The following is a 21,319-nucleotide window of genomic DNA, read 5'->3' as shown; positions in this document are numbered from 1 at the left end:
TTATGGGCCTTTGCCGTAAACATCGTAAATTGGTGAGATAAACAAAAGGATGGTATGATACGTAAAACGGTAAAGGATGCCCGGCAGGCACTGGAAGGTGTGGCCAGTGGAATGACCTTGATGTTGGGCGGTTTTGGACTCTGTGGCATCCCCGAAAATGCCATTGCCGAGTTGGTGCGCCTGGGGGTAAAGGACATTACCTGCATCAGCAACAATGCGGGCGTGGACCATTTTGGGCTGGGCCTCCTGCTACAGCAGCGGCAAATAAAAAAAATGATTAGCTCCTATGTGGGCGAGAACGATGAGTTTGAACGCCAAATGCTCAGTGGTGAGTTGGAGGTAGAGCTTACCCCACAGGGCACCCTGGCAGAAAAATGCCGGGCTGCGCAAGCGGGCTTTCCCGCTTTCTACACCCCGGCGGGCTACGGAACGGAAGTGGCCGTGGGCAAGGAAACCCGGGAATTCAACGGTAAAATGTATGTTTTGGAACCTGCCTTTGAAGCCCACTTTTCCTTTGTAAAGGCCTGGAAGGGAGATGAGGCCGGAAACCTGGTCTTTAAGGGAACGGCCCGTAATTTCAATCCCGCCATGTGCGGTGCCGCCAAGATCACCGTGGCCGAGGTGGAGGAGCTCTTGCCCGCCGGCGCCCTGGACCCCAACCAGGTGCACGTACCCGGCATTTTTGTGCAGCGTATTTTTCAGGGCACGGACTATGAGAAGCGCATAGAGCAGCGCACGGTAAGGAAAAAAGACCGCTAAGCATTAAGACATACGACTATGTTGGATAAGAACGGAATAGCAAAAAGAATTGCAAAGGAAGTAAAGGACGGATACTATGTGAACCTTGGCATTGGCATTCCCACCCTGGTGGCCAATTTTGTGCGGGAAGACATCAGTGTGGAGTTCCAAAGCGAAAACGGGGTGTTGGGCATGGGCCCCTTCCCTTTTGAAGGGGAAGAGGATGCAGATGTCATCAATGCCGGAAAACAGACCATTACCACCCTGCCCGGGGCCTCTTTCTTTGACTCGGTCACCAGTTTTGCCATGATACGTGGGCAACATGTGGACCTGACCATTTTGGGGGCCATGGAAGTTTCGGAATCGGGCGACATAGCCAACTGGAAAATTCCCGGAAAAATGGTGAAGGGCATGGGCGGTGCAATGGACCTGGTGGCCTCTGCACAGAACATCATTGTGGCCATGATGCACACCAATAGGGCCGGTGCCTCCAAGTTATTGCCCAAGTGCAGCCTTCCGCTCACGGGCCTGGGCTGTGTAAAGAAAATAGTGACCAATCTGGCCGTGCTGGAGGTGACCCCCAACGGCTTTCTGTTGGTGGAGCGCGCGCCCGGCGTGTCCGTGGAAGAGATCAAAGCGGCCACGGCCGGGAAATTGACCGTGCCCAACGAAGTGCCCGAAATGGTCTTGACTGCTTAAATTCCCAAGGGCCGGGGAAATTGCGCCTATGGGCTTATGGAACGCATCTGTCCGGGGAAGGAAAACGGATGGGGCAACAAGCGCCAGGGCCTGTTTGGCCCATCGATTTGGCTGCCTGGCTTCATTGGAAACGGGGTTTCACAACAGCCCTGGATGACTTTGCAACATTCTTTTGTGGCACAGGGGGTGTTTATCTATTTTTGGGCCATCTTAAGAAGTCCCAAGTTTAACCTACTAAATACCTTGTCATGACATTCAAGAAAAGCGTGGCCCCGGAAGAACCCATTCAAGTGTACAAGAACGATTTTTTTAGCGGTATGTTACTGCTCACCAAAAAGCTGTTCATGCTTTAAGAACTTATAAAACCGGTGTTGATCACCGGTTTTTTTTTTGTTTTAACCCAGATGAAGCAATACAAATTCCCCGCCTGAAAGGTACGGGCAGGCCCGCCCGTACCGAACGTGCTATTCAGGCGGGCGCCCCAGTCGCAAAAGTCTTGATCTTATTGTTCCCGGGTACCCAGGATGCACCCTTATGACGAAAGTTTACCATATAACACCCAGGATACCTTTAAAAACATCAAGCCCATCAAAACGGTGCAAGTGCATTTTCTGGGATGAATGTGACACGGAAAAAAGTCGCTGCGCTCTTCTCTTGAAATTCTTACCATCGGCCAATTCCATCAACGCCTAAGGTATCCTTTGAAAAATGATGAAGCCATTCATCAGTGGACTGGTGCATCATCTGGGGTTAATACCATTTCCCAATTGAAAATAAGCCGATAAATGGTTTCTTTTTAGGCCCTACTTCAAAATAAAAATAAGCCGTAGCTCGGCTATGCCTGATTTTTCTTTTTCGCAGGCCAAAAAAATAATTCCATTTCTATGGCTGCATTTCAAATGAGAACTGGTATAAAAGGTTTTGGGTGCTCATCCCATTCCCACCTAAGGAACACTCCCTTTTTATCCGTTTTGGGCACCAAACCTTTTTTGCCCATCCTTTCCCGTAACAATTTACCTTTAGGCCCGGAGCTGTTCGGGAGGGTTTCCCGGCCTCTCATCGGGTTTTTTGGGTGGAAGGCCTTCACTTCAAAAAAACAACAAAACTTGGGCAGGGCCTTACAAGAGGGCCTTGTGCGGGGTTTTTTGGGCGGCACCGGCGGCTCCAAGGGCCCTTGGACATTTGGCGAAACCCGGAAGTTGGGATGATGGCCGGTGGTTGCTGGGGTTTAGTACTTGTAGAACTTTGCGCTCCGGGACACGCCTTCTTCATAGACCTGGAGCACATAAAGTCCGGAGGCCAGGTCTGCCACGTTCACCTTGGCATTCTTTGCTTTTCCAAATTTCAGGGCCACTCCGGCAGAGGACATGATTTGATATTGGGCCGTATCGCCCACCGGGCTGGCAATGTTCACTTGGTCCACGGCCGGGTTGGGGTACAGGGAAATGGTCAAGTTTTTCTGGCCAAGGGGCTCAGGAACGGGCATTAGCACGCCTTCCAAGGTTTCTTTTCCCTTAAAATGAAAGCGGTGCGCTGCCGTGAACTCCGAGGCAATGTTTTGGGAACAGAACGTGCGCATCTGCAGTACATAGTCCGTATTGGGCGCTAGTTCGGAGAGGGTCAGCGGTGCCTGGGTCGAGGTTTGGAGGATCCAGTCCTGGGTGTTCTCCGGCTTGTACCGAACTTCATAAAAACCGTCTTGCTGCCCTTCAAAATCAAGGGTGGCGCCATCGTCGGTGGGGGTGGTTAGCTTTATGTTCCTTGGTGCCACGGGGGCACAGTCACCGCGCTTTAGGCCAGAGACCAGGAGGGAATAGTGCTGCCCTTGGGGCGGCAAGGTCCCTTTATGGGAAATGGTAAGGGTATAGGTTCCCTTGGGCAGTTCCACCTCAATGCGCTCGTAGGGGTCCACTAGGTTATCTCCCTTTGCGGCCGCTTTTTCCGGCCTTTTCGCCATCAGCACCCAGGGCAAGTGGGTGGTTCCGTCTTGGCTGAGTCTTATGTCCAGGTCATGTACCAAGGCCGGAGTGGGATCGTTCAAAGTGCCCGTGTTGGTCTGCCTTCCCTCCGGATCGGTCCAGGAAAGGGATATTTTTAGCGGCTCGTTGCCGTTGGCCGTGATCGAATGGGTCTTGGGCTGTTGGTCTTTAAGGGTGTCTTCCACCACCATACTGGAGTAGTCCTTTTCCCAGAGCAATTGGGCTGCCTGCTTGGCGTTGAGCACGCCCCATCCCATCCGGTAGTCGGGTCCGGGAGCGTCCACATCGTCTGCCGTGTGCAGCAATAGCCCCTTGACGGTGGCGGCGCGCATATGGTTACCGTACAATTGGGCGTGGTACTGCTGTAACAGCAGCACGGACCCGGTGACTCCGGGCGCGGCCATGGAGGTCCCCGAAGATGTGTCATAACTGCTGGTTCCCGTGCTGCAGGTAGAGAGCAAACGGGAGCCGTCTCCTGCCAGATCTGGTTTAATGCGGCCATCATCCACCGGCCCAAAACTGCTAAAGGGAGACACTTGTGCCTTTTTAAGCACACCACGGTGGTCAATGTCTGCATGGGCAGCCGCCACCGTGAGGCCATTTTTGGCCAAGGTGAAGCCCAGCATGACATCATACCCCTGTTCAGGGCTGCCGATACTGGGGGCCTGGTTGTCTCGCCGTCTCTGGGCGTTGCCCGCAGCGGACACCATTAGGTAGTGGGGGGCACGGTACATGATGGCATCCCAGTCCTGCGCCACCTTGGTGTAGGCGCCAAAGTACCAGTCGGGCACCCTATCGGTCTTGATGCCATAGGAATGGTTGCTCACCAAAAGACCCTTGGCCGCCGCCGCTGTGGCCTCTATCTTGTCCCGGGACCAGTCATAAGACAGTACTTCCGCGTTGGGTGCCACCCCGCGGGCCTTTCGTTTTATGCCTTCTGAAACAATACTTCCCGTGACCATGGTGGCGTGCTTGCTCACTTCCAGAGGGTCATCGGCAAGATAGGCCCGTGAGCCAAATTCCCTGTGCTCCATCAGGGCCGCACCAGCGTCCCATACGGCCACTTGCATTCCGCTTCCATCAATGGGCAGTTCGGGGTCTCCGTAAATGTTGATCATGTGCGAACGTACTACGGTACTCGCCTCGTCCGAAGCGGTCTCGTAATAAATGGGGGTGCCATCTTCCCCTAGGCCCTGTAAGGAAATGGTTTGCCCATTGGCCCCTTTTTCTTTTAAGGGGAGGCCTTTTCTTTTGGCCATTCCCATCCATTTTTTTTGCTGATGCGCGTGTTCGGAAATCAGTTTTTTATGGAGTTCACGGAGCTGTGGAATGGCGGAGTTGGCCATGATGGCTTCACGTTCCCTTTGGGATTGGCCCAGCAGCATGCCGAGGCAGCAAAAAATAAACAATGGTGCAAGGAAGAACCTCGCACCATTGTTCCGGGATTTGGGGGAATGGAAAACCATAGGTCAAAATGTAAGATTCGGACTACAAATTTAGAATTCAATTGAAATATACAGACGAAAAGACCGGTAAATTCGATGAAGTGCACAGCATTTGTTTTAAAACTGTGGTGAACGGTCAAAAAAACGTTGTGTAAGAATAAAGCTACAAAATTTTTGGGGCCAATGTAGTGGGTACCGTGTTGCCCAACCCCCGGAATGCTGCGCTGTGGCCCACAAGATGGGGATCAGGGGTTAAAGCCAAGGACCAAATAGACCGGGAAATGGTCACTATACCCCCCAAGGTACTTTTTGCCCACATAGGTGCGGTAGGGACTGCCCTTGTATTTCCCCTTCCGTTCCATCAGCGAGGCATCGTCAAAAATATGGGCAGAATCAAAGCTGTGCGTTCCTTTTTCGTAATTGAAGAAACTGTGGGAGAGCAAAAGCTGATCAAAGAGGTTCCATTGTTTTTTGTAATGGGAACTGCCCTTTTTCTTTGGTCGGTGCAGTTTTTCCATGGGGTTGAACAGGGAGGTGCCGGCCAGGAGCGTTTGTATGCTCTTTGAGTTGGGGTCGTCATTGAAATCGCCCATGACAATGATATTGGCGTGGGGCCACTGGGCTTCAATGCCCTTTATTTTGTCTTTGACCACTTCCGCGGCGGCAATGCGCTTGTGTTCCGTTTCTTCGCTGCCCTGTCTTCGGGAGGGCCAATGGTTCACAAAAAGATGTATCAGTTCGCCGTTCAATTTCCCTTTTACGTAGAGAATGTCCCGTGTGGTGTCCCGCTCCCCATTGTTGTTCTCCACCATGAGGGGCAAGGGTTCCGAGTGCAGCAACTGAAAGAACCGGCTCCGGAAAATGAGACCGGTGTCAATGCCCCTTTCGTCTGGCGACTCGTAGTGCACATACTGGTAATCCGTTTGGTCCAGGGGCGGGGTGGCCAGCAGGTCTTTTAGCACCTTGTGGTTCTCCACTTCGGCAACGCCCACCATCACCGGGATATGACCATGCCCATCCGCTCCAATGCGCACCAGGGTACGCGCCAATTGGCCCAGTTTCTTTTGGTATCGTTCCGTGGTCCATCGTTTAAAGCCGTTTGGGGTAAAGTCGTCATCCAGGGTATGGGCATCGTCCTCGGCATCAAAGAGGTTTTCCAAGTTGTAGAACGCCACCGTGAATTTTGGTTTTTTCTGCTTTCGCTTAAAGAACGGAAATCGCATGCCCCTTGTTTTGGCCCCTAAAATAACTAAAATAGCACGGCCGCTTTTGCTTAATTTTGTAGTTTACCATTATTATGTTAGAAAAACAGACGACCGTTTACGAAAATGCGGTGCTCATAGGCATCATCAACAGGGAACAGCCCCAAGAAAAGGTGACGGAATATCTGGACGAGCTGGAATTCCTGACCTATACGGCCGGGGGGCAGGTGCTGAAGCGCTTTGTACAGCGCATGGAAGTGCCCAATCCAAAGACCATGATCGGCAGTGGCAAGATGGCCGAGGTGGAGGCCTACGTGAAGGAGCATGACGTGGGTTCGGTCATTTTTGATGACGAGCTCACCCCGGCCCAACAGCGCAACATAGAGAAGCAGTTGCGCTGTAAGATCATAGACCGCACCAGTCTTATCCTGGACATTTTTGCCCAGCGGGCCCAGACCAGTTATGCGCGCACCCAGGTAGAGCTGGCGCAGTACCAATACCTGTTGCCCAGGCTCACGGGGCTTTGGACGCACCTGGAGCGCCAAAAAGGGGGCATTGGCATGCGGGGACCGGGAGAGACCGAAATAGAGACCGATAGGCGTATTGTGCGGGACCGCATTAGCCTGCTCAAAAAGAAATTGCAGAAGATCGATCGGCAAATGGAGACCCAGCGCGGCAACAGGGGCGCCTTGGTGCGGGTGGCCCTGGTGGGCTACACCAATGTGGGCAAGAGCACCCTAATGAACGTGATCAGCAAGAGCGAGGTGTTCGCCGAGAACAAATTGTTTGCCACCTTGGACACCACCGTGAGAAAAGTGGTCATTGGCAACCTTCCCTTTTTGTTGAGCGATACCGTGGGCTTTATACGAAAGTTGCCCACCCAGTTGGTGGAAAGCTTCAAGAGCACCTTGGATGAGGTAAGGGAGGCCGATCTGTTGTTGCACGTGGTGGACATTTCGCACCCCCAGTTCCAAGAGCACATTGCCTCAGTGAACCATATCCTGGCCGAGATGGGAAGTGCCGACAAGAAGACGATCATGGTCTTTAACAAAATAGACCGGTATGAGCACGAGACCATTGAGGAGGACGATCTTACCACCGAGCGCACCTCCAAACATTTTACCATTGCCGAATGGAAACGCACCTGGATGGAGCGCGTGGGCGATCGTGCCCTCTTCATATCTGCACTGAACAAGGAAAACTTGGATGAGTTCAGGCACAGGGTGTACAAGGAGGTCAGGGACATTCACGTGACCCGTTTTCCCTACAACAACTTCCTTTATCCGGAAAACCTGGACGAATATTGATCAGGGAAACGGCCCGTGCCCTGCCGTTCACCGATCAATTGAAACCGTTGGTGCGGCTCACCACAAAAGGGCACCGCTTCACAACATAAATTGCCCAAAAAGGAAAAGGCCAGCGTACCTTTACCCTGTCTTAAGGGCACAATTGACCCCAAATCAATGACCTGTTCATAGACCAAAAGATCCCAAATCTTGCTGTAGTACTTAACTGAAAAAGCTCTCCGAACCGGAGGGCTTTTTGTTTGGTCATATTTGCCAAGGGCAACTTGCACGCCTTGGGCAAATGGGCCAGTTTTTTCTTTAGAACGCGTAGTTAAGGCCAAAGAGGACATAGGTCTGCGGATCGTTGTCAATAGTGTCAAACGTGGCGTTGGCATTTGGCGTGGGGCCGTTGAGCGCAAAGTTCAGCGCCTCTTGGGCATTGTTCCTCAAACCAAATTCAAAACCAAGTCCTATCCCGTTCCAAAGGGTATATCCAAAGGAGTTGATCCAAGTGTAGTTGCTCAGGTTGCCATCTTCATAACTTTGAAACATGGAGAGGTTGGTCTTAAAGTTAACGGCCCCGATTTTACGGGTGTAATCTGCCACGATCTTGGCACCCAAGGAAGAATTGAAGACGGCATCGTTCTCTGCAAACACAAAGTTGTAGTTCAACGGGTGAATCACCACCACAAGGTCCGTTATGGGGGTCCAAGTAAGGCCAATGCCCAGGTCAAGGTAGCCTGGATCGTTAAAGTTGCTCAGTATGGTGGTCCTGTATTCCCCCAATCCGGAGAGGGCCAGCTTCTTGCTGAGGTTCCTACCGTAGAGAGAGGTGATCTGGAACACATCTGCAGACTGTCTAAAACTATCGTCGTCATTGGGGTTGTCCGTATCATCGAACTTTACCCAGGCCACGTTTAGGTTTCCGGAGTTTCTCCAAAAGAATTTTTCTTTTTTGAGGTTTGCAAAGGCGTTCATGGTGATGCCGATGTTACCGGAGGAGTTGTTGGGAGAGCCTTGGGCGTACCAATTGTTGAATCGGCTCAGGTTGGCGCCTATGGTCCCAAAGGCTCCTTTTTTCCAGCCGGGGAGTGCATCGATCTCTGCTTGGAGGGCATCTGCGCGTGCCTGTATGGCGGCTATGGAATCTTTTTTGATTCCCAGGGCCGTGGTCAATTGTTCCTCTTGGGTCTGGGCGAAGCCAAAAAGGCCAGAAAGAATAAGGGCGGTACTCAGTATGGTGTTCTTCATAATTAAGGGTGTTTGTTCTTTTGAAACGCAAAAATAGCAATAGTCACAGGGAACGTATCAAAAAAAACGCCTATTTTCTTTTATAAAGGGGTACGGAAGAGCAGGCCTCCCCGTACATGATGCTCTTGGCCACGGGCACCAATTTCTGGGCCAGCCATAGATAAGCATTGGGCGGTACGGGCTTTTGGCTGCATCCCTTGATGATCACGGGCCGATTTTGGTAGGGGGCCACATCCAATTGTTGGATCACTTCCTGGAAGAGACTGTTCTCCAGGTCGGTGAGGGTGCCTTGGACGGTTTTCTTGGCAAAAGGTTGGGCCTTGGTGGCCAGGAGCATATAGGCCCAGCCGGGCACAATGGCGTCCCCGGTACAGCGCATGGCCAAATAGCCCTGGTCATACTGGGACCAGTCATGGGCATCGGCATGGGCACGGAATTCCTTTTCGCGCAAAATGAGTCCTTCGTACAACCAGTCCTTGATGTCCAGTTCGTACCGGGCACCTTTGGGGTAATGTTCTTCCAAGTTCAGGGTAACCAGTTTGCTCTTGGCCACCCGGTTTATGATTTCTTCTGGCATGGCAACAGGGATAAGTTCCTACAATGGTTTCAAGAAGGCGCAGGGCCCAAAAGGGGAGCGCGTTGTTACAGCATGCCCAGTTCCAGCTTGGCCTCTTCGCTCATCAGTTCCTGGGTCCATGGGGGATCAAAGGTAATTTCCACTTCGGCATCCTTGACCTCGTTGATGGATTTTACCTTTTCCTCCACTTCCACGGGAAGGGTTTCCGCCACGGGGCAGTTGGGCGAGGTCAGGGTCATCAGTATCTTCACGTCATCGTCCTCGTTCACAAAAACGTCATAGATCAGGCCCAGTTCATAGATGTCCACGGGGATTTCCGGATCGTAAATGGTCTTGAGCACCTTTACGATTTTTTCTCCCAGCTCTGCGGTGTTTTTCTCTGTTTCGGTATCACTCATGGTTCTCAGTTTAATTGGGTTTGATAGGCCACGGCGTACAGCTTCATCTGCTTGATCATGCTCACCAGCCCGTTGGCCCTGGTGGGAGACAAGTGTTCCTTTAGGCCTATCTCATCTATGAATTGGGTATCCGCATCAATGATGTCCTGTGGTTTTTGGTTGCTGAACGCCCTGATCAAAATGGCAATGATGCCCTTGGTGATGATGGCGTCACTGTCTGCCGTGAAGCGGAGCCTGTCTTCCTCCAGATCGGCATGCACCCATACCTTGCTTTGGCAGCCCTTTATGATGTAGTCATCGGTTTTATAGGCCTCATCGATCAAGGGTAGGGACTTGCCCAGTTCGATCATGTATTCATAGCGTTGCATCCAATCCTCGAACATGGCAAACTCGGCCACAATGTCATCTTGGATATCTTTGATCGTCATCGGTTCTTTTTTTACAAAAGTACAATAAGAATGGCATCCTTTCAACCCTTTAAGAAAACCTTGGGCGCACGGGCCTAAAGGAGCATGTCCTTGGCGCGTTTTACCCCTTCCACCAAGGCATCCACTTCTTCCTTGGTGTTGTAAAAGCTAAAACTGGCCCGCACCGTTCCCGGGATCTTGTAAAAGTCCATGATGGGCTGCGCGCAGTGGTGCCCCGTGCGCACGGCAATGCCCAATTTGTCTAGGATGGTGCCAATGTCATAAGGGTGTATGCCCTGGATGTTGAAGGAAATGACCGAGGTCTTCTCAACGGCCGTCCCATAAATTTTAAGGCCCTCTATCTCCAGTAGTTTTTGGGTGGCGTAGTGGAGCAGTTCCTGTTCGTACTGGGCAATGGCGCCAAAGCCCAGTGCGTTCATATAGTCCAGTGCGGCGCCAAAGGCAATGCCCCCGCAGATGTTGGGCGTTCCCGCCTCGAACTTGTGGGGCAGGTCTGCGTAGGTGGTCTTTTCAAAGGTGACCTCGGCGATCATTTCGCCACCGCCTTGGTAGGGCGGCAGTTTTTTGAGCCATTTTTCCTTTCCGTAGAGCATGCCCACCCCGGTGGGCCCACATATCTTGTGAGCGGACACGGTGTAGAAGTCCACGTCCAGGGCCTGTACATCTGCCACGAGGTGCGGTGCGGCCTGGGCGCCGTCCACCAGAACGGCGGCACCCGCCCCATGCGCTTTTTCAATGATCTCGGCAATGGGGTTTATGGTGCCCAGGGCGTTGGAGATATGGTTGCAGAACACCAACTTGGTCTTTGGGGAGAGCAGGGCATCAAACCGTTCCATGACCAGTTCGCCCTCCTCGTTCATGGGGATCACTTTGAGCACGGCCCCCGTACGTTCGCAGAGCATCTGCCAGGGCACAATGTTGCTGTGGTGTTCCATGGCAGAGACCAGCAGCTCATCGCCCTGGCGCAACAATCCCGTAAACCCATTGGCCACAAGGTTTATGCCGTCCGTGGTGCCCGAAGTGAAAATGACCTCGTGGGCATGGGCAATGTTAAAGTGTGCCTGGATTTTTTTTCGGGCGGCCTCATAGGCGTCCGTGGCTTCCTGGGAAAGGGTGTGCACCCCGCGGTGTATGTTGGCGTTAAGGCGTTGGTAGTAATCCACGATCACGTCTATGACCTGTTGCGGGGTCTGTGCCGTGGCGGCGTTGTCCAGATAGACCAAGGGCTTGCCGTTTACCTCCCGCTGCAATATGGGAAAATCTTTCCGAATTTCTGATACGTTGAGCATAGCAATGATTTTCTGGAACAAAGATACTCACTGACCATGAAAAGGATGTTACATTCCTCTTAATAGTGGCTGGGGATGATGGCCGACAAACAAACCATGTCCCCACATGGCCGGAAGGTGCCGGCATCGGTTTTTTTGGGTCGATGTTTTAGGGGGGCAGGTGCACCAACATTGGGTTACAGCTGGAGGCAAGGTCACCGGTTCTGCTCCAGTGGCTTCCGTAGGTGCTGGGATGTTTGGGAGTGACAGGGAAAGAAGGAACCCTCCCGCTATCTGCGAAAATGGTAGTTCAGGGACAACTGAAGGGCCGCATTGTAGTTTTGGGCGTTGCCGGGCAGTCCATTGAGTCGGTTGCGCAGTCCTATGTAAAAGCGGGGCGAAAGGGAGAGTTGGTCCGTAAGGGCAATGCCAAGCCCCACGGCCGCGCCGTAGTCCAGCTGAAAATCGCCCGACAAGGAGGTGCGGCGGTTTCCCTGATCGTTGGCCTGGTCCAGGTTCTTGACCTTGGTCACCTGGTTGAGCAGAAAGCCAAATTGCGGTCCAAATTCCACGGAGACCCTGTCATTCAGGGCAAATTGGGCAATGATGGGCACCGTAATGAAATTGAGCTGTACATTGGTGCGGAAATCCTCATCGTTTCCCGTGGCACTGCCACCTTGTATGGCGGCAAGATCGGTGCTGAACTGAAAGCCCTGGGAAGAATAGAGCAGTTCTGGTCGCAGCTTAAAGTTATCGGAATAGTCCACCTCCAAAAAAATCCCCGCGTGACCAGAAAACCGGAATTTTAAACCCTCGGTAAGGTCTCCGACTATGGAGGAGTAATTGGGCCCGGCCTTCACGCCAAGTCGGGTTTCTTGGGCCGTGGCCCCGGGAAAGGACATCAGCATCACGAAAAACACGGTGCACCAAACCTTCATCACGGAACATGTTTAAGTTTACAATTTCATCGTGCAGCAAATGCTACAATACTTTCGGATACCATCGTGATCACTACTGGCGGTGCTCTTTGCCAAAGCACAAAAGGATGTGCCTCCCAATTGTTGCGTGGGGGCCCTTGGGGCTACGATCAATTCATTGCACTGCGCCAACCCGTCCAAGTTGTTGGTCTGGCACTTTGGCGCGTGGTGTTGCTCCCTTACAGATCAAAGCCTAGGTTCACCCCCAACTTTTTCGCTTTGAGCTTGTTGATCCTCGCTTTCAGTTCCGGAATGCGCACGCTCTCCAGCACATCGTTGGCAAAGGCGTACATCAGCAGGGCCTTGGCCTCCTTTTTGGGTATGCCCCTGGATTGGAGGTAGAAAAGGGCATCTTCGTCCAGCTGGCCAATGGTGCAGCCGTGGGAGCATTTTACGTCATCTGCAAAGATCTCCAGTTGCGGCTTGGTGTTTATGGTGGCCTTGTCGCTGATCAAGATGTTGTTGTTCTGCTGGAAAGCGTTGGTCTTTTGGGCTATTTTGTCCACAATGATCTTTCCGTTGAACACCCCGGTGGAGTTTTCCCCGTAAATGCCCTTGTAGTCCTGGTGGCTCTCGCAATTGGGCTCAATGTGGTGCACCAGGGTGTGGTGGTCCACATGCTGTTTGTTGCCCAAGATGGTGATGCCCTTCATGGTGGAGTCAATGTACTCCCCGTTTTGGTAAAAATTGAGGTTGTTGCGGATCAGTTTCCCGCCAAAGGAAAAGGTGTGCACCTTTACCACGCTTTTGCCCTTTTGGTCTATATAGGTATTGTCTATGAGCGAGGCGGTTGGGGTATCGTTCTGAATTTTGTAATAATCCACAATGGCGCTCTCTGCCGCGAAGATTTCCGTGACGCTGTTGGTGAGCACATCATTGGTGGTGAGGTTTTGGTGGCGTTCTATGATCTGCACCTCCGCGTTTTCTTCCACAATGACCAGGTTTCTGGGCTGCAACATCAGGGAAGCCTCGTTGCCCGTGGCAAAATGCACGATCTCCACCGGTTTCTTGGGCATTTTGTTCTTGGGAATGTAAATATAGGCGCCCTCACGGCTAAATGCGGTGTTCAGGGTGGTCAGGGACTCGTCCTTTGAGGCCACCTTGTTAAAATAGACGTCTATGATCGGTTTGTACATGTCCTTGGTCAGGGCAGAGCTCATAAGGCAAATGTCCACCCCGTCATGGGTGGTCTCGGACAGGTGGGAGCTGTACACCCCGTCTATGAAGACAATTTTATAGGTGTCTATCTCGTGGATAAAGTATTTCTTTACATCCTTGTACTCAATGGCGTTGTCTTCCTTGGGGAAAATGGTGAAGTCAATTTTCTGAAGGCTGTTCAGCGAGGTGTACTTCCAGGCCTCCTCTTTCCTGCTGGGAAAGCCTTTGGTCTCAAAGTTCTTCATGGCCGTGGTGCGCACCTCGTGCACCGGATGTTCCACATCCACATCGTTTTCGAAGGCCATGAAGGAAGAAATCAATTTGTCTTTTAGTTCCATACTGTTTCAGTTGGGGTCACCGGTGGCGGTTTCCTGGGGAAAACCGTTGTGGGCAACCGGAATTTATGCTTTTGTAGGGTTGTTGGGCCAGGCTTTTGGCGGAATGGCAAAGGGCCGTATGGGCCCTGAACCGGCCATTCCTTAGACCATGGCCTCGTTCTTGATCCAGTCGTACCCTTTCTCTTCCAGCTCGTGTGCCAGTTCCTTGCCGCCGGATTTCACGATTTTCCCGTTGTGGAGCACGTGCACAAAATCGGGCACAATGTAATCCAGCAAACGTTGGTAGTGGGTAATGACCACCACGGCATTGTCCTTGCTCTTCAGTTTGTTCACGCCGTTGGCCACGATCCTCAGGGCATCAATGTCCAGGCCGGAGTCGGTCTCGTCCAAGATGGCCAGTTTGGGCTCCAGCATGGCCATTTGAAAGATCTCGTTTCTCTTTTTCTCGCCCCCGCTAAAGCCTTCGTTCAGGGAACGGGAGAGGAACCTACGGTCTATTTCCAGCATTTCCGACTTTTCACGGATGAGCTTTAGCATTTCGTTGGCGGGCATGTCTTCCAGGCCCCTGGCCTTTCTGCTCTCGTTGATGGCCGTCTTCATAAAGTTGGTCACGGACACCCCGGGGATCTCCACGGGATACTGAAAGGACATGAAGATGCCCTTGTGCGCCCTTTCCTCTGGGGAGTTGTCCTCGAGGTCTTCCCCGTCCAGGGAAACGGAGCCCTTGGTCACCTCAAATTCCTCTTTTCCGGCAATCACGGAGGCCAGGGTACTTTTGCCGGAGCCGTTGGGCCCCATAATGGCGTGCACTTCACCGGCGTTGACCGTTAGATTGATGCCGTTGAGAATTTTTTTGTCCTCTATCTGAGCGTGTAGATTGTCTATTTTTAACATAAATCCTTACTTTAAATAATTGGGTGCCTTAGGCATTTTATTGAAATCTTCTTGTTGATGCTGTAGGTAAACCGCAGCGCCTTTTTCCTTGGCAAAGGCCTCAAAGGCCTCCATACTGGCCAGGGTCTGCGCCACATCGTGGTTAAAGCTGGGCACTCTTCTGTGCTCGCGGTTTTCGTAGAGGTGGTACAGGTCTCCGGTGAGCAGCAAGGGGCCGTGCTCTGCCAGGTCCAAAAAGAGCACTTGGTGGCCCGGGGTATGGCCGGGCATGGACTTGATCACCACGGTGCCGTCACCAAAAACGTCATGGTCGCCGTTCAGTTTTTTAACCTTGGAGAGCCCTTTTATGGCGTTGTAGAGGTCGGCGTTGTTCTGTTGCGCCTCGTCACTGGTTATAAAATCGTATTCCGATTCCTGAACCAACCAGGTGGATTCCTCCATGGCATTGGCGTGGCCGCTGTGATCAAAGTGGGTATGGGACAGGGCCAGGAAATCAATGTCACCGGGCTTCATCCCAATGGTGGCCAGTTGGGCCTCCACCGAATCTTTCCTGGATACCGTAAAGGCGCCGCTGGGATCTGTGTACGGCGGCTGCCCCACCAGCATTTGCGGTAGGCCTGCGTCCCACATCAGGGTGCCCTTGGAGTGGCTAATGACATAAAAGGGGTCGGCGAAGGTGGCGGTGCGGCCCTGGTAGGTGGTGTCCTGGGAAAAGAGCTCCAAGTTGTTCACCCCAACGGTGCCACCGTCAAAGGTATATAGGCGCACCTCTGGCCGGGCCACGGCAACGTCCTCTTTGGCCTGGGCACCCTCCTTTTTGGCTTCCTTGCAGGAAAGGGCCAAAACGGCGATCAGGGCCAGGTAGGGGAGGTGTCTCATTTGTAACAGTGTTCTCAATGCCATCTCTCTCTATTTAGGGAAGGGGCGTGGCCTATCCCACGGAGCCTTCCAGACTTATTTCCAATAGTTTTTGGGCTTCCACGGCAAACTCCATCGGCAACTTGTTCAGCACTTCCTTACTAAAGCCGTTCACAATCAAGGCAATGGCCTTTTCCGTGTCAATGCCGCGTTGGTTGCAGTAGAATATCTGGTCTTCGCCAATTTTACTGGTGGTGGCCTCATGCTCTATCTTGGCCGTCTTGTTCTTGGCCTCAATGTAGGGAAAGGTATGTGCCCCACATTCATTGCCCATGAGCAGGGAATCGCATTGGGAAAAGTTCCGGGCGTTCTCCGCGCGGCTGTTCACCTGTACCAGCCCGCGATAGCTGTTCTGCGATTTTCCGGCAGAAATACCCTTGGAAATGATGGTGCTCTTGGTGTTCTTGCCCAGGTGCACCATTTTGGTGCCCGTATCCGCTTGTTGAAAATTGTTGGTCACGGCAATGGAGTAGAACTCCCCAATGGAGTTGTCTCCCTTGAGCACGCAGGATGGATATTTCCAGGTCACCGCCGAACCGGTCTCCACCTGGGTCCAGGAGATCTTGGCGTTCTTCTCGCAGAGCCCGCGCTTGGTGACAAAGTTATAGACCCCGCCCTTACCGTCCTTGGTGCCGGGGAACCAGTTTTGTACCGTTGAGTATTTTATTTCGGCATCGTCCAGTGCAATGAGCTCCACCACGGCGGCGTGCAGTTGGTTCTCGTCCCGGGAGGGGGCGGTGCAGCCCTCCAGGTAGCTCACATAGCTGCCCTCGTCCGCAATGACCAGGGTACGCTCAAACTGTCCGGTGCCCCCTTCGTTGATCCTGAAGTAGGTGGAAAGTTCCATGGGGCACTTTACGCCCTTGGGGATGTAGCAGAAGGAACCGTCCGTGAACACGGCCGAGTTCAGGGCGGCATAAAAATTATCTTTTTTGGGCACCACGGTGCCCATGTATTTTTTCACCAGCTCCGGGTGTTTTTGTATGGCCTCTGAAATGGGCATGAACAAAATGCCCTTCTCCTCCAAGGTCTTTTGGAAGGTGGTGGCCACGGAAACGGAATCCACCACAACATCAACGGCCACGTTTTGCAGCCTTTTCTGTTCGTCCACGGAAATGCCCAGCTTGCGGTACATTTCCAGCAATTCGGGATCTACGTCGTCCAAGGATTTGTTGGGGTCCTGTTTTTTTGGGGCCGAGAAGTAGCTTATGGCCTGGAAATCGGGTTTTTCGTAGTGCACGTTGGCCCATTCGGGCTCCACCATTTCTTTCCAGGTGCGGAAAGCGTCAATGCGCCACTCCGTCATCCACTCCGGTTCCTCTTTCTTTTTGGAAATGGCCCTTACAATTTCTTCATTTAGGCCCTTGGGAAAGGTTTCGGATTTTAGGTCGGTGTAAAATCCGTACTCATATTCCTTGGTTTCCAGTTCTTTCTTTAATTCTTCCTCAGTGTATGCCATAATTTTCAAGTAAAAAAGTGAAAAGAGGTAAGAACTTAAGGGAAACTACCCTATCATCCAAAGATACCCATTGTTCACCTGTTCATTTTTATGTCTCTATTCCAACCATCCAATCAAAACGTTGGAGAAAAGAAAAAGGACCGTATCCCAGAGCTAAAAACATTTCTTTTCTTTACGTATTTCATTAATTGGACAATTGTTTTGATATTCCTATAAAATTACCGTCTGGTCAATGCTGGCTTTATAAACCTCTAACGCTCCAAAAGAAGTATATTTTGCCATATTGGCTTAACTTTAATTCTCCCTAACTCCTTAACTTTTTACCTCCTTACCTCTTTGCCTTCATAATTCTACAAAGAAAAGCTCTCCCCGCAACCACAGGTGCGCTGCGCATTGGGGTTGTTAAAGACAAACCCTTTCCCGTTGAGTCCGCCGGAATATTCCAGCACGGTGCCCACCAGGTACAGAAAACTCTTCTTGTCCACCAAAATGCGCACGTCATTGTCTTCAAATACCTTGTCCGTGTCGCCCATGGTGTGGTCAAAATTGAGCTCGTAGGAAAGTCCGCTGCACCCGCCGCTCTTCACCCCCACGCGCACGTAATCCTTGGTGGCATCAAAGCCTTCCTCCGTCATCAGGGAAATCACCTTTTTTTTCGCCGTTTCAGATACTTGGATCATGGTTGTTCAATTTACGCTAAAATGTTTACAAATATAGGGTTTGCCCTCTTTTTAGCTATGGCCTCTAACATTATTATAACGTATGTGGCCATAGGCGGCCTCTATGGCGTTTTGCCCAAGGTAGGGCATTGTATTTCTGCTTTCTGATGTGGGCAGGCCCGTGCGGCGTTTTTTACCTTGGTTTTGGTCCGAAAAAACTGGATTCCGATACCCTCTGCTAGGTTGGTTGGTCTGGGCCTTGTTTTTTTGGATGGGGTGGATTTTTTTTAGGTCGATAAAACACTGTGGCGGTGAGCGGACAACTACGAGTTGATCAAACAGGGTATTTATGTGCTTATCATTTGGTTGATGATTTTCACCAATATCCGTTTAGGCCTTTCGGCTTCGCTCAGGTAGGCCTACAAGCGAGAAGCATTTGCCCGCTAAAAGAGGCTTTGACCGCCTTCTTCGGATAGCATCCAGGCGGGCGTTCCGCCTGATATTTTAAGGATGGACCCAATGTGAGACAGGGCCATTCACCGACCTCTGAAACCACGGTTTGGAGAGGGAAAAAGCAGATGTAGGGCCTGGTAAGGAGGCATAGGGGGGTTGCTTGCCATAATTCTTGTGTCGGCACGAGCGTGACGCTCGCGCCAGCGGGGGGGCGTAAGTAGAATCGAAACACTTTGTATACTAAGAAATGTTCTTTTTCAACGCTATTTTACCGTCTATCCTCTCACATAAAAAATAAACAAGAATAAAGGCAATAAAGGATGCCAAAACATCATACTTATCTATTCTAGCACCGGGATATGCATAGATTTGAATTGTAAATTCGTAAGTTATAAAAGCTAGGAGAGCGCTTAGGGCCAGGAAAATGTTGTGGTGCTGTTTTTTGATTTTTTTCCTGTATAAAGCATTTTTTTGACCTTTTTTTAAAAACACAAATAAGAAAACCGCATAAAAATTAGGAGCGGAGTCCGCTATGAAAAAATCAAAGATGTCATTGGCGTATACATAACTTCTATACGGCAGTCTAAAGAAGAGAAAGAGAGCCAATGTAAATATAAACAGTATGCGATAGATTTTCATCTGTTATGAACAAAACCAACACACTTAGCCTTCACTAACCAAGTGTGTTTCAATTTAACCATTGATATTAGTACATCCCGGCATAACCTCCACGGAACCCAAGGCTTCCCATAGTATCACCAAATGTTTTTAAAAGACGACCTGCGGCACAAATTCCGCTTCCGATGGTGTCTATCAGCCAGTTTCCGAGATCTGTTCCCTGTCCACCATTGATTTCAATGATTTCATTTGAAGTTAAGATATTAACGTCGAATTCAATTAAATTTTTCATGATCAACTTGTTTTGTTATTAACAATCCATCGCTGCTTCCAACCGATTAGAGTAATGGTTGAAATTTAAGACTATATCAGTTGCCAGTCCATAACAGAGACCTTAAGCAAGATATCCGACCAGTAATAATGGAGCAATGCCTCCCTCATTTTCCTGAATTTCACGATGGGTCAATTCCTGAACCCCATAATTTTCTAAATTTTCCATTTTTAAAATTTTATTGAGGTCAGTACTTAGGTACCTATTACAGAGCCCATTATTGACACAAATGTCAGGCTGAGCGCAGTCGAAGTCTCCCTTGGCTGGTAAATGGTTCTCGACTGCGCTCGAACAGACAATAGTAAAAATTACTAACCATTTAATAATCAAATAATTACCTTGTATGATTGATAAGTATTTATCTACTGACCTCTAAAATTTTAAATTAAACATTTTTCCTTTGCCATCAAAACCTACATAGTGGTAGCGCGCTGTTTTGATTGTAATGGAATTACGCCGCCTTGGATGGTGCAAACCTACCGCTGGTGGTGCGGCGCTGCGGGGGCATGCCAAAATGCAGGGGCACCGATGAACACATGGGGGCATCAGGGAAGAACGCCAAGGCATGGTGCTTTGGCAGTGCAGGATGAAATGGCCATGCCCGAGCATCCCGGGCACAGGGGCGGTAAGCCGGTCACGGCAATACAGCCTTATGGCGTCCGTACGGCATCTTGGCCGGTATAATTGTTGAAAAAGGCCCATTTTTTGGAGTGCTGCGCCCTTATTGGGCGTTGGTTTGGAAGCGGGTTTGCCGCACGTATTGGGTCGGCACGAGCGTGACGCTCGCGCTAGCGGGGGGGGGGGTGATGTCTATTTTGGTTAAGATTCGAAGCTCATTTATTGGTAAAATAAGCAAAAGCAAACCCTGTTGCATTAATAAAGACGTGCAATAATACGGCCCAGATAAATCCGTGCCTTAGTCTGAAAAAGGCAAAAACTACAGCGTAAACAAACTGTACAAAGATCAATACCGGAAAAAAGAGCTGCTGATAAAAGCTAAGAGGCACAAAATTGGTCAAATGCATAAGGGCAAAACTCAGACAAGAAAACCAAATGAAATACTTCAACCTAACGTTTGTCAGCTTTTTAAGAATAGAAAAAGAATTTATGTTGATCAGTAATACTGCCGCCAAAGACATCGATACCCTCAACAAAAATGTGTCATTCAAAACGGCATAAAAAGGTGATTTTGTGGCCAAGGAAGATAAAAAGTAAAAGAAGAAAAAAAATGAAACACTTAGCGTAAACCTACTTCTTAAAAGATACAATCTATAACATAACTCCTCTGCCAATGGAGCTATGAAAACTACAATATAGACATTGGCCAACGAAGATTTATACTGAAGGAAAGATTCGGGTTGCCTATAAATTTTTTCCCCCACCATTGCTGATATTAGTACACTTAGAACACCTGTCGCAAACAATGTTAACATACATACCCCCCATCCATATAAAAAATTTAGAAAAACTTCATTCTGTCTTGAAGTCGTCCTATTTTCATTAGGATTTTTTAGAAATTGGTAAAGGTTGGCGAAGAAAGTAACCATAACAAAAATTAGGGAGGGCGTATGCCCTCCCAGTCTTGTTCCTAAGAGAGGTTAAAAAGGGAATGTCAAACCTTTGACCACGCCACTACTGAATGCATCCCATGCCTCACGGACTCCATCCGCTACATCTGCTGCTATTTCTCTAATGTATTCGCCTGTTGCCACACCCCAATTATAGGCCGTACCATCATGGCCTCCATTAATTTCGAGCATCTCATTACTTTCTAAATTTCTCATTTCATTTCTTATTTGCTTCCTGTTAAACCTATCCACGTTCCTCTTAAGTAATCGCCTATTTGGTGTAGAGCCCACATATCAGCTTCATAGCGGGCTTTGGCGTCATAGCCAGGATACCAGCCATATCCGCCAGAAATGTGTAATAGCTCATTTGAACGTAAATCTTCCATTCTTAAAATTTTAAATTAAACATTTTTCCTTTGCCATCAAAACCTACATAGTTGTAGCGCGCTGTTTTGATTGTAATGGAATTACGCCGCCTTGGATGGTGCAAACCTACCGCTGGTGGTGCGGCGCTGCGGGGGCATGCCAAAATGCAGGGGCACCGATGAACAAATGGGGGCATCAGGGAAGAACGCCAAGGCATGGTGCTTTGGCAGTGCAGGATGAAATGGCCATGCCCGAGCATCCCGGGCACAGGGGCGGTAAGCCGGTCACGGCAATACAGCCTTATGGCGT

General features: G+C 50.4%; 21 protein-coding genes. 3 read left to right on the top strand and 18 right to left on the bottom strand.

Annotated elements, in window-relative coordinates:
• Positions 1-54: 54 nt before the first annotated feature.
• Together ACKWCC_RS01580 and ACKWCC_RS01575 are read left to right on the top strand one after the other, a co-directional pair.
• The gene (locus tag ACKWCC_RS01580; protein ID WP_413994141.1) at positions 55-759 is read left to right on the top strand and encodes a CoA transferase subunit A; all 705 of its coding nucleotides are present in this window, start codon (positions 55-57) and stop codon (positions 757-759) included.
• 18 nt (positions 760-777) lie between these two features.
• Complete coding sequence (locus tag ACKWCC_RS01575; protein ID WP_413994140.1) at positions 778-1,437, top strand: 3-oxoacid CoA-transferase subunit B; 660 nt, start codon at positions 778-780, stop codon at positions 1,435-1,437.
• Between the two features lie 1,228 nt (positions 1,438-2,665).
• Here the strand turns inward: ACKWCC_RS01575 and ACKWCC_RS01570 are convergent.
• The gene (locus ACKWCC_RS01570; RefSeq protein WP_413994139.1) at positions 2,666-4,675 is read right to left on the bottom strand and encodes a S8 family serine peptidase; all 2,010 of its coding nucleotides are present in this window, start codon (positions 4,673-4,675) and stop codon (positions 2,666-2,668) included.
• A 431-nt stretch (positions 4,676-5,106) separates the two neighbouring features.
• Complete coding sequence (locus tag ACKWCC_RS01565) at positions 5,107-6,084, bottom strand: endonuclease/exonuclease/phosphatase family protein (RefSeq protein ID WP_413994138.1); 978 nt, start codon at positions 6,082-6,084, stop codon at positions 5,107-5,109.
• Between the two features lie 74 nt (positions 6,085-6,158).
• Here ACKWCC_RS01565 and hflX point away from each other — a divergent pair, with 74 nt between their 5' ends.
• Positions 6,159-7,370, top strand: coding sequence for a GTPase HflX (gene hflX / locus ACKWCC_RS01560; protein WP_413994137.1), 1,212 nt, complete (start codon positions 6,159-6,161; stop codon positions 7,368-7,370).
• Positions 7,371-7,667: 297 nt separating this feature from the next.
• Here hflX and ACKWCC_RS01555 read toward each other — a convergent pair whose 3' ends face one another.
• The 16 genes from ACKWCC_RS01555 to ACKWCC_RS01480 form a co-directional block, all read right to left on the bottom strand.
• Positions 7,668-8,600: a DUF3078 domain-containing protein gene (locus ACKWCC_RS01555; protein ID WP_413994136.1), complete on the bottom strand. Its 933-nt coding sequence runs from the start codon at positions 8,598-8,600 to the stop codon at positions 7,668-7,670.
• Positions 8,601-8,670: 70 nt separating this feature from the next.
• A complete protein-coding gene (locus tag ACKWCC_RS01550) occupies positions 8,671-9,177 on the bottom strand; it encodes a DUF2480 family protein (RefSeq protein ID WP_413994135.1) in 507 nt (168 codons plus the stop codon).
• A 65-nt stretch (positions 9,178-9,242) separates the two neighbouring features.
• The gene (locus ACKWCC_RS01545; RefSeq protein WP_413994134.1) at positions 9,243-9,575 is read right to left on the bottom strand and encodes an SUF system Fe-S cluster assembly protein; all 333 of its coding nucleotides are present in this window, start codon (positions 9,573-9,575) and stop codon (positions 9,243-9,245) included.
• Between the two features lie 5 nt (positions 9,576-9,580).
• Positions 9,581-10,003: a SufE family protein gene (locus ACKWCC_RS01540; RefSeq protein WP_413994133.1), complete on the bottom strand. Its 423-nt coding sequence runs from the start codon at positions 10,001-10,003 to the stop codon at positions 9,581-9,583.
• A 74-nt stretch (positions 10,004-10,077) separates the two neighbouring features.
• Positions 10,078-11,292 carry an aminotransferase class V-fold PLP-dependent enzyme gene (locus tag ACKWCC_RS01535; RefSeq protein WP_413994132.1) on the bottom strand — a complete coding sequence of 405 codons (1,215 nt, stop codon included), beginning with the start codon at positions 11,290-11,292 and terminating at the stop codon, positions 10,078-10,080.
• 269 nt (positions 11,293-11,561) lie between these two features.
• Positions 11,562-12,209, bottom strand: a complete 648-nt coding sequence (locus ACKWCC_RS01530; RefSeq protein ID WP_413994131.1) for a porin family protein — start codon at positions 12,207-12,209, stop codon at positions 11,562-11,564.
• 218 nt (positions 12,210-12,427) lie between these two features.
• Positions 12,428-13,744, bottom strand: a complete 1,317-nt coding sequence (sufD, locus tag ACKWCC_RS01525; RefSeq protein WP_413994130.1) for a Fe-S cluster assembly protein SufD — start codon at positions 13,742-13,744, stop codon at positions 12,428-12,430.
• Positions 13,745-13,885: 141 nt separating this feature from the next.
• Entirely contained in the window at positions 13,886-14,638 is a 753-nt protein-coding gene (gene sufC / locus ACKWCC_RS01520; RefSeq protein WP_413994129.1) for a Fe-S cluster assembly ATPase SufC, read from the bottom strand.
• A 6-nt stretch (positions 14,639-14,644) separates the two neighbouring features.
• Positions 14,645-15,541 (bottom strand): N-acyl homoserine lactonase family protein, encoded by an 897-nt coding sequence (locus ACKWCC_RS01515; protein ID WP_413994128.1) that lies wholly within the window; start codon positions 15,539-15,541, stop codon positions 14,645-14,647.
• Positions 15,542-15,569: 28 nt separating this feature from the next.
• On the bottom strand, positions 15,570-17,015 hold the full coding sequence (gene sufB, locus ACKWCC_RS01510; RefSeq protein WP_413994127.1) for a Fe-S cluster assembly protein SufB: 1,446 nt from the start codon (positions 17,013-17,015) through the stop codon (positions 15,570-15,572).
• 350 nt (positions 17,016-17,365) lie between these two features.
• On the bottom strand, positions 17,366-17,695 hold the full coding sequence (locus ACKWCC_RS01505; RefSeq protein WP_413994126.1) for a HesB/IscA family protein: 330 nt from the start codon (positions 17,693-17,695) through the stop codon (positions 17,366-17,368).
• A 672-nt stretch (positions 17,696-18,367) separates the two neighbouring features.
• Positions 18,368-18,766, bottom strand: coding sequence for a hypothetical protein (locus tag ACKWCC_RS01500; RefSeq protein WP_413994125.1), 399 nt, complete (start codon positions 18,764-18,766; stop codon positions 18,368-18,370).
• A gap of 67 nt (positions 18,767-18,833) precedes the next feature.
• Positions 18,834-19,037, bottom strand: coding sequence for a hypothetical protein (locus tag ACKWCC_RS01495; protein WP_413994124.1), 204 nt, complete (start codon positions 19,035-19,037; stop codon positions 18,834-18,836).
• 872 nt (positions 19,038-19,909) lie between these two features.
• Positions 19,910-20,461: a CPBP family glutamic-type intramembrane protease gene (locus ACKWCC_RS01490; RefSeq protein WP_413994369.1), complete on the bottom strand. Its 552-nt coding sequence runs from the start codon at positions 20,459-20,461 to the stop codon at positions 19,910-19,912.
• Between the two features lie 213 nt (positions 20,462-20,674).
• Positions 20,675-20,860 carry a hypothetical protein gene (locus tag ACKWCC_RS01485; RefSeq protein WP_413994123.1) on the bottom strand — a complete coding sequence of 62 codons (186 nt, stop codon included), beginning with the start codon at positions 20,858-20,860 and terminating at the stop codon, positions 20,675-20,677.
• Between the two features lie 8 nt (positions 20,861-20,868).
• Complete coding sequence (locus ACKWCC_RS01480) at positions 20,869-21,030, bottom strand: hypothetical protein (protein ID WP_413994122.1); 162 nt, start codon at positions 21,028-21,030, stop codon at positions 20,869-20,871.
• Between the last annotated feature and the right edge of the window lie 289 nt (positions 21,031-21,319).

This window comes from Maribacter aquimarinus, assembly GCF_047345505.1.
Taxonomy (GTDB): domain Bacteria; phylum Bacteroidota; class Bacteroidia; order Flavobacteriales; family Flavobacteriaceae; genus Maribacter.
This window is presented reverse-complemented; position numbering and strand designations above follow the sequence as displayed.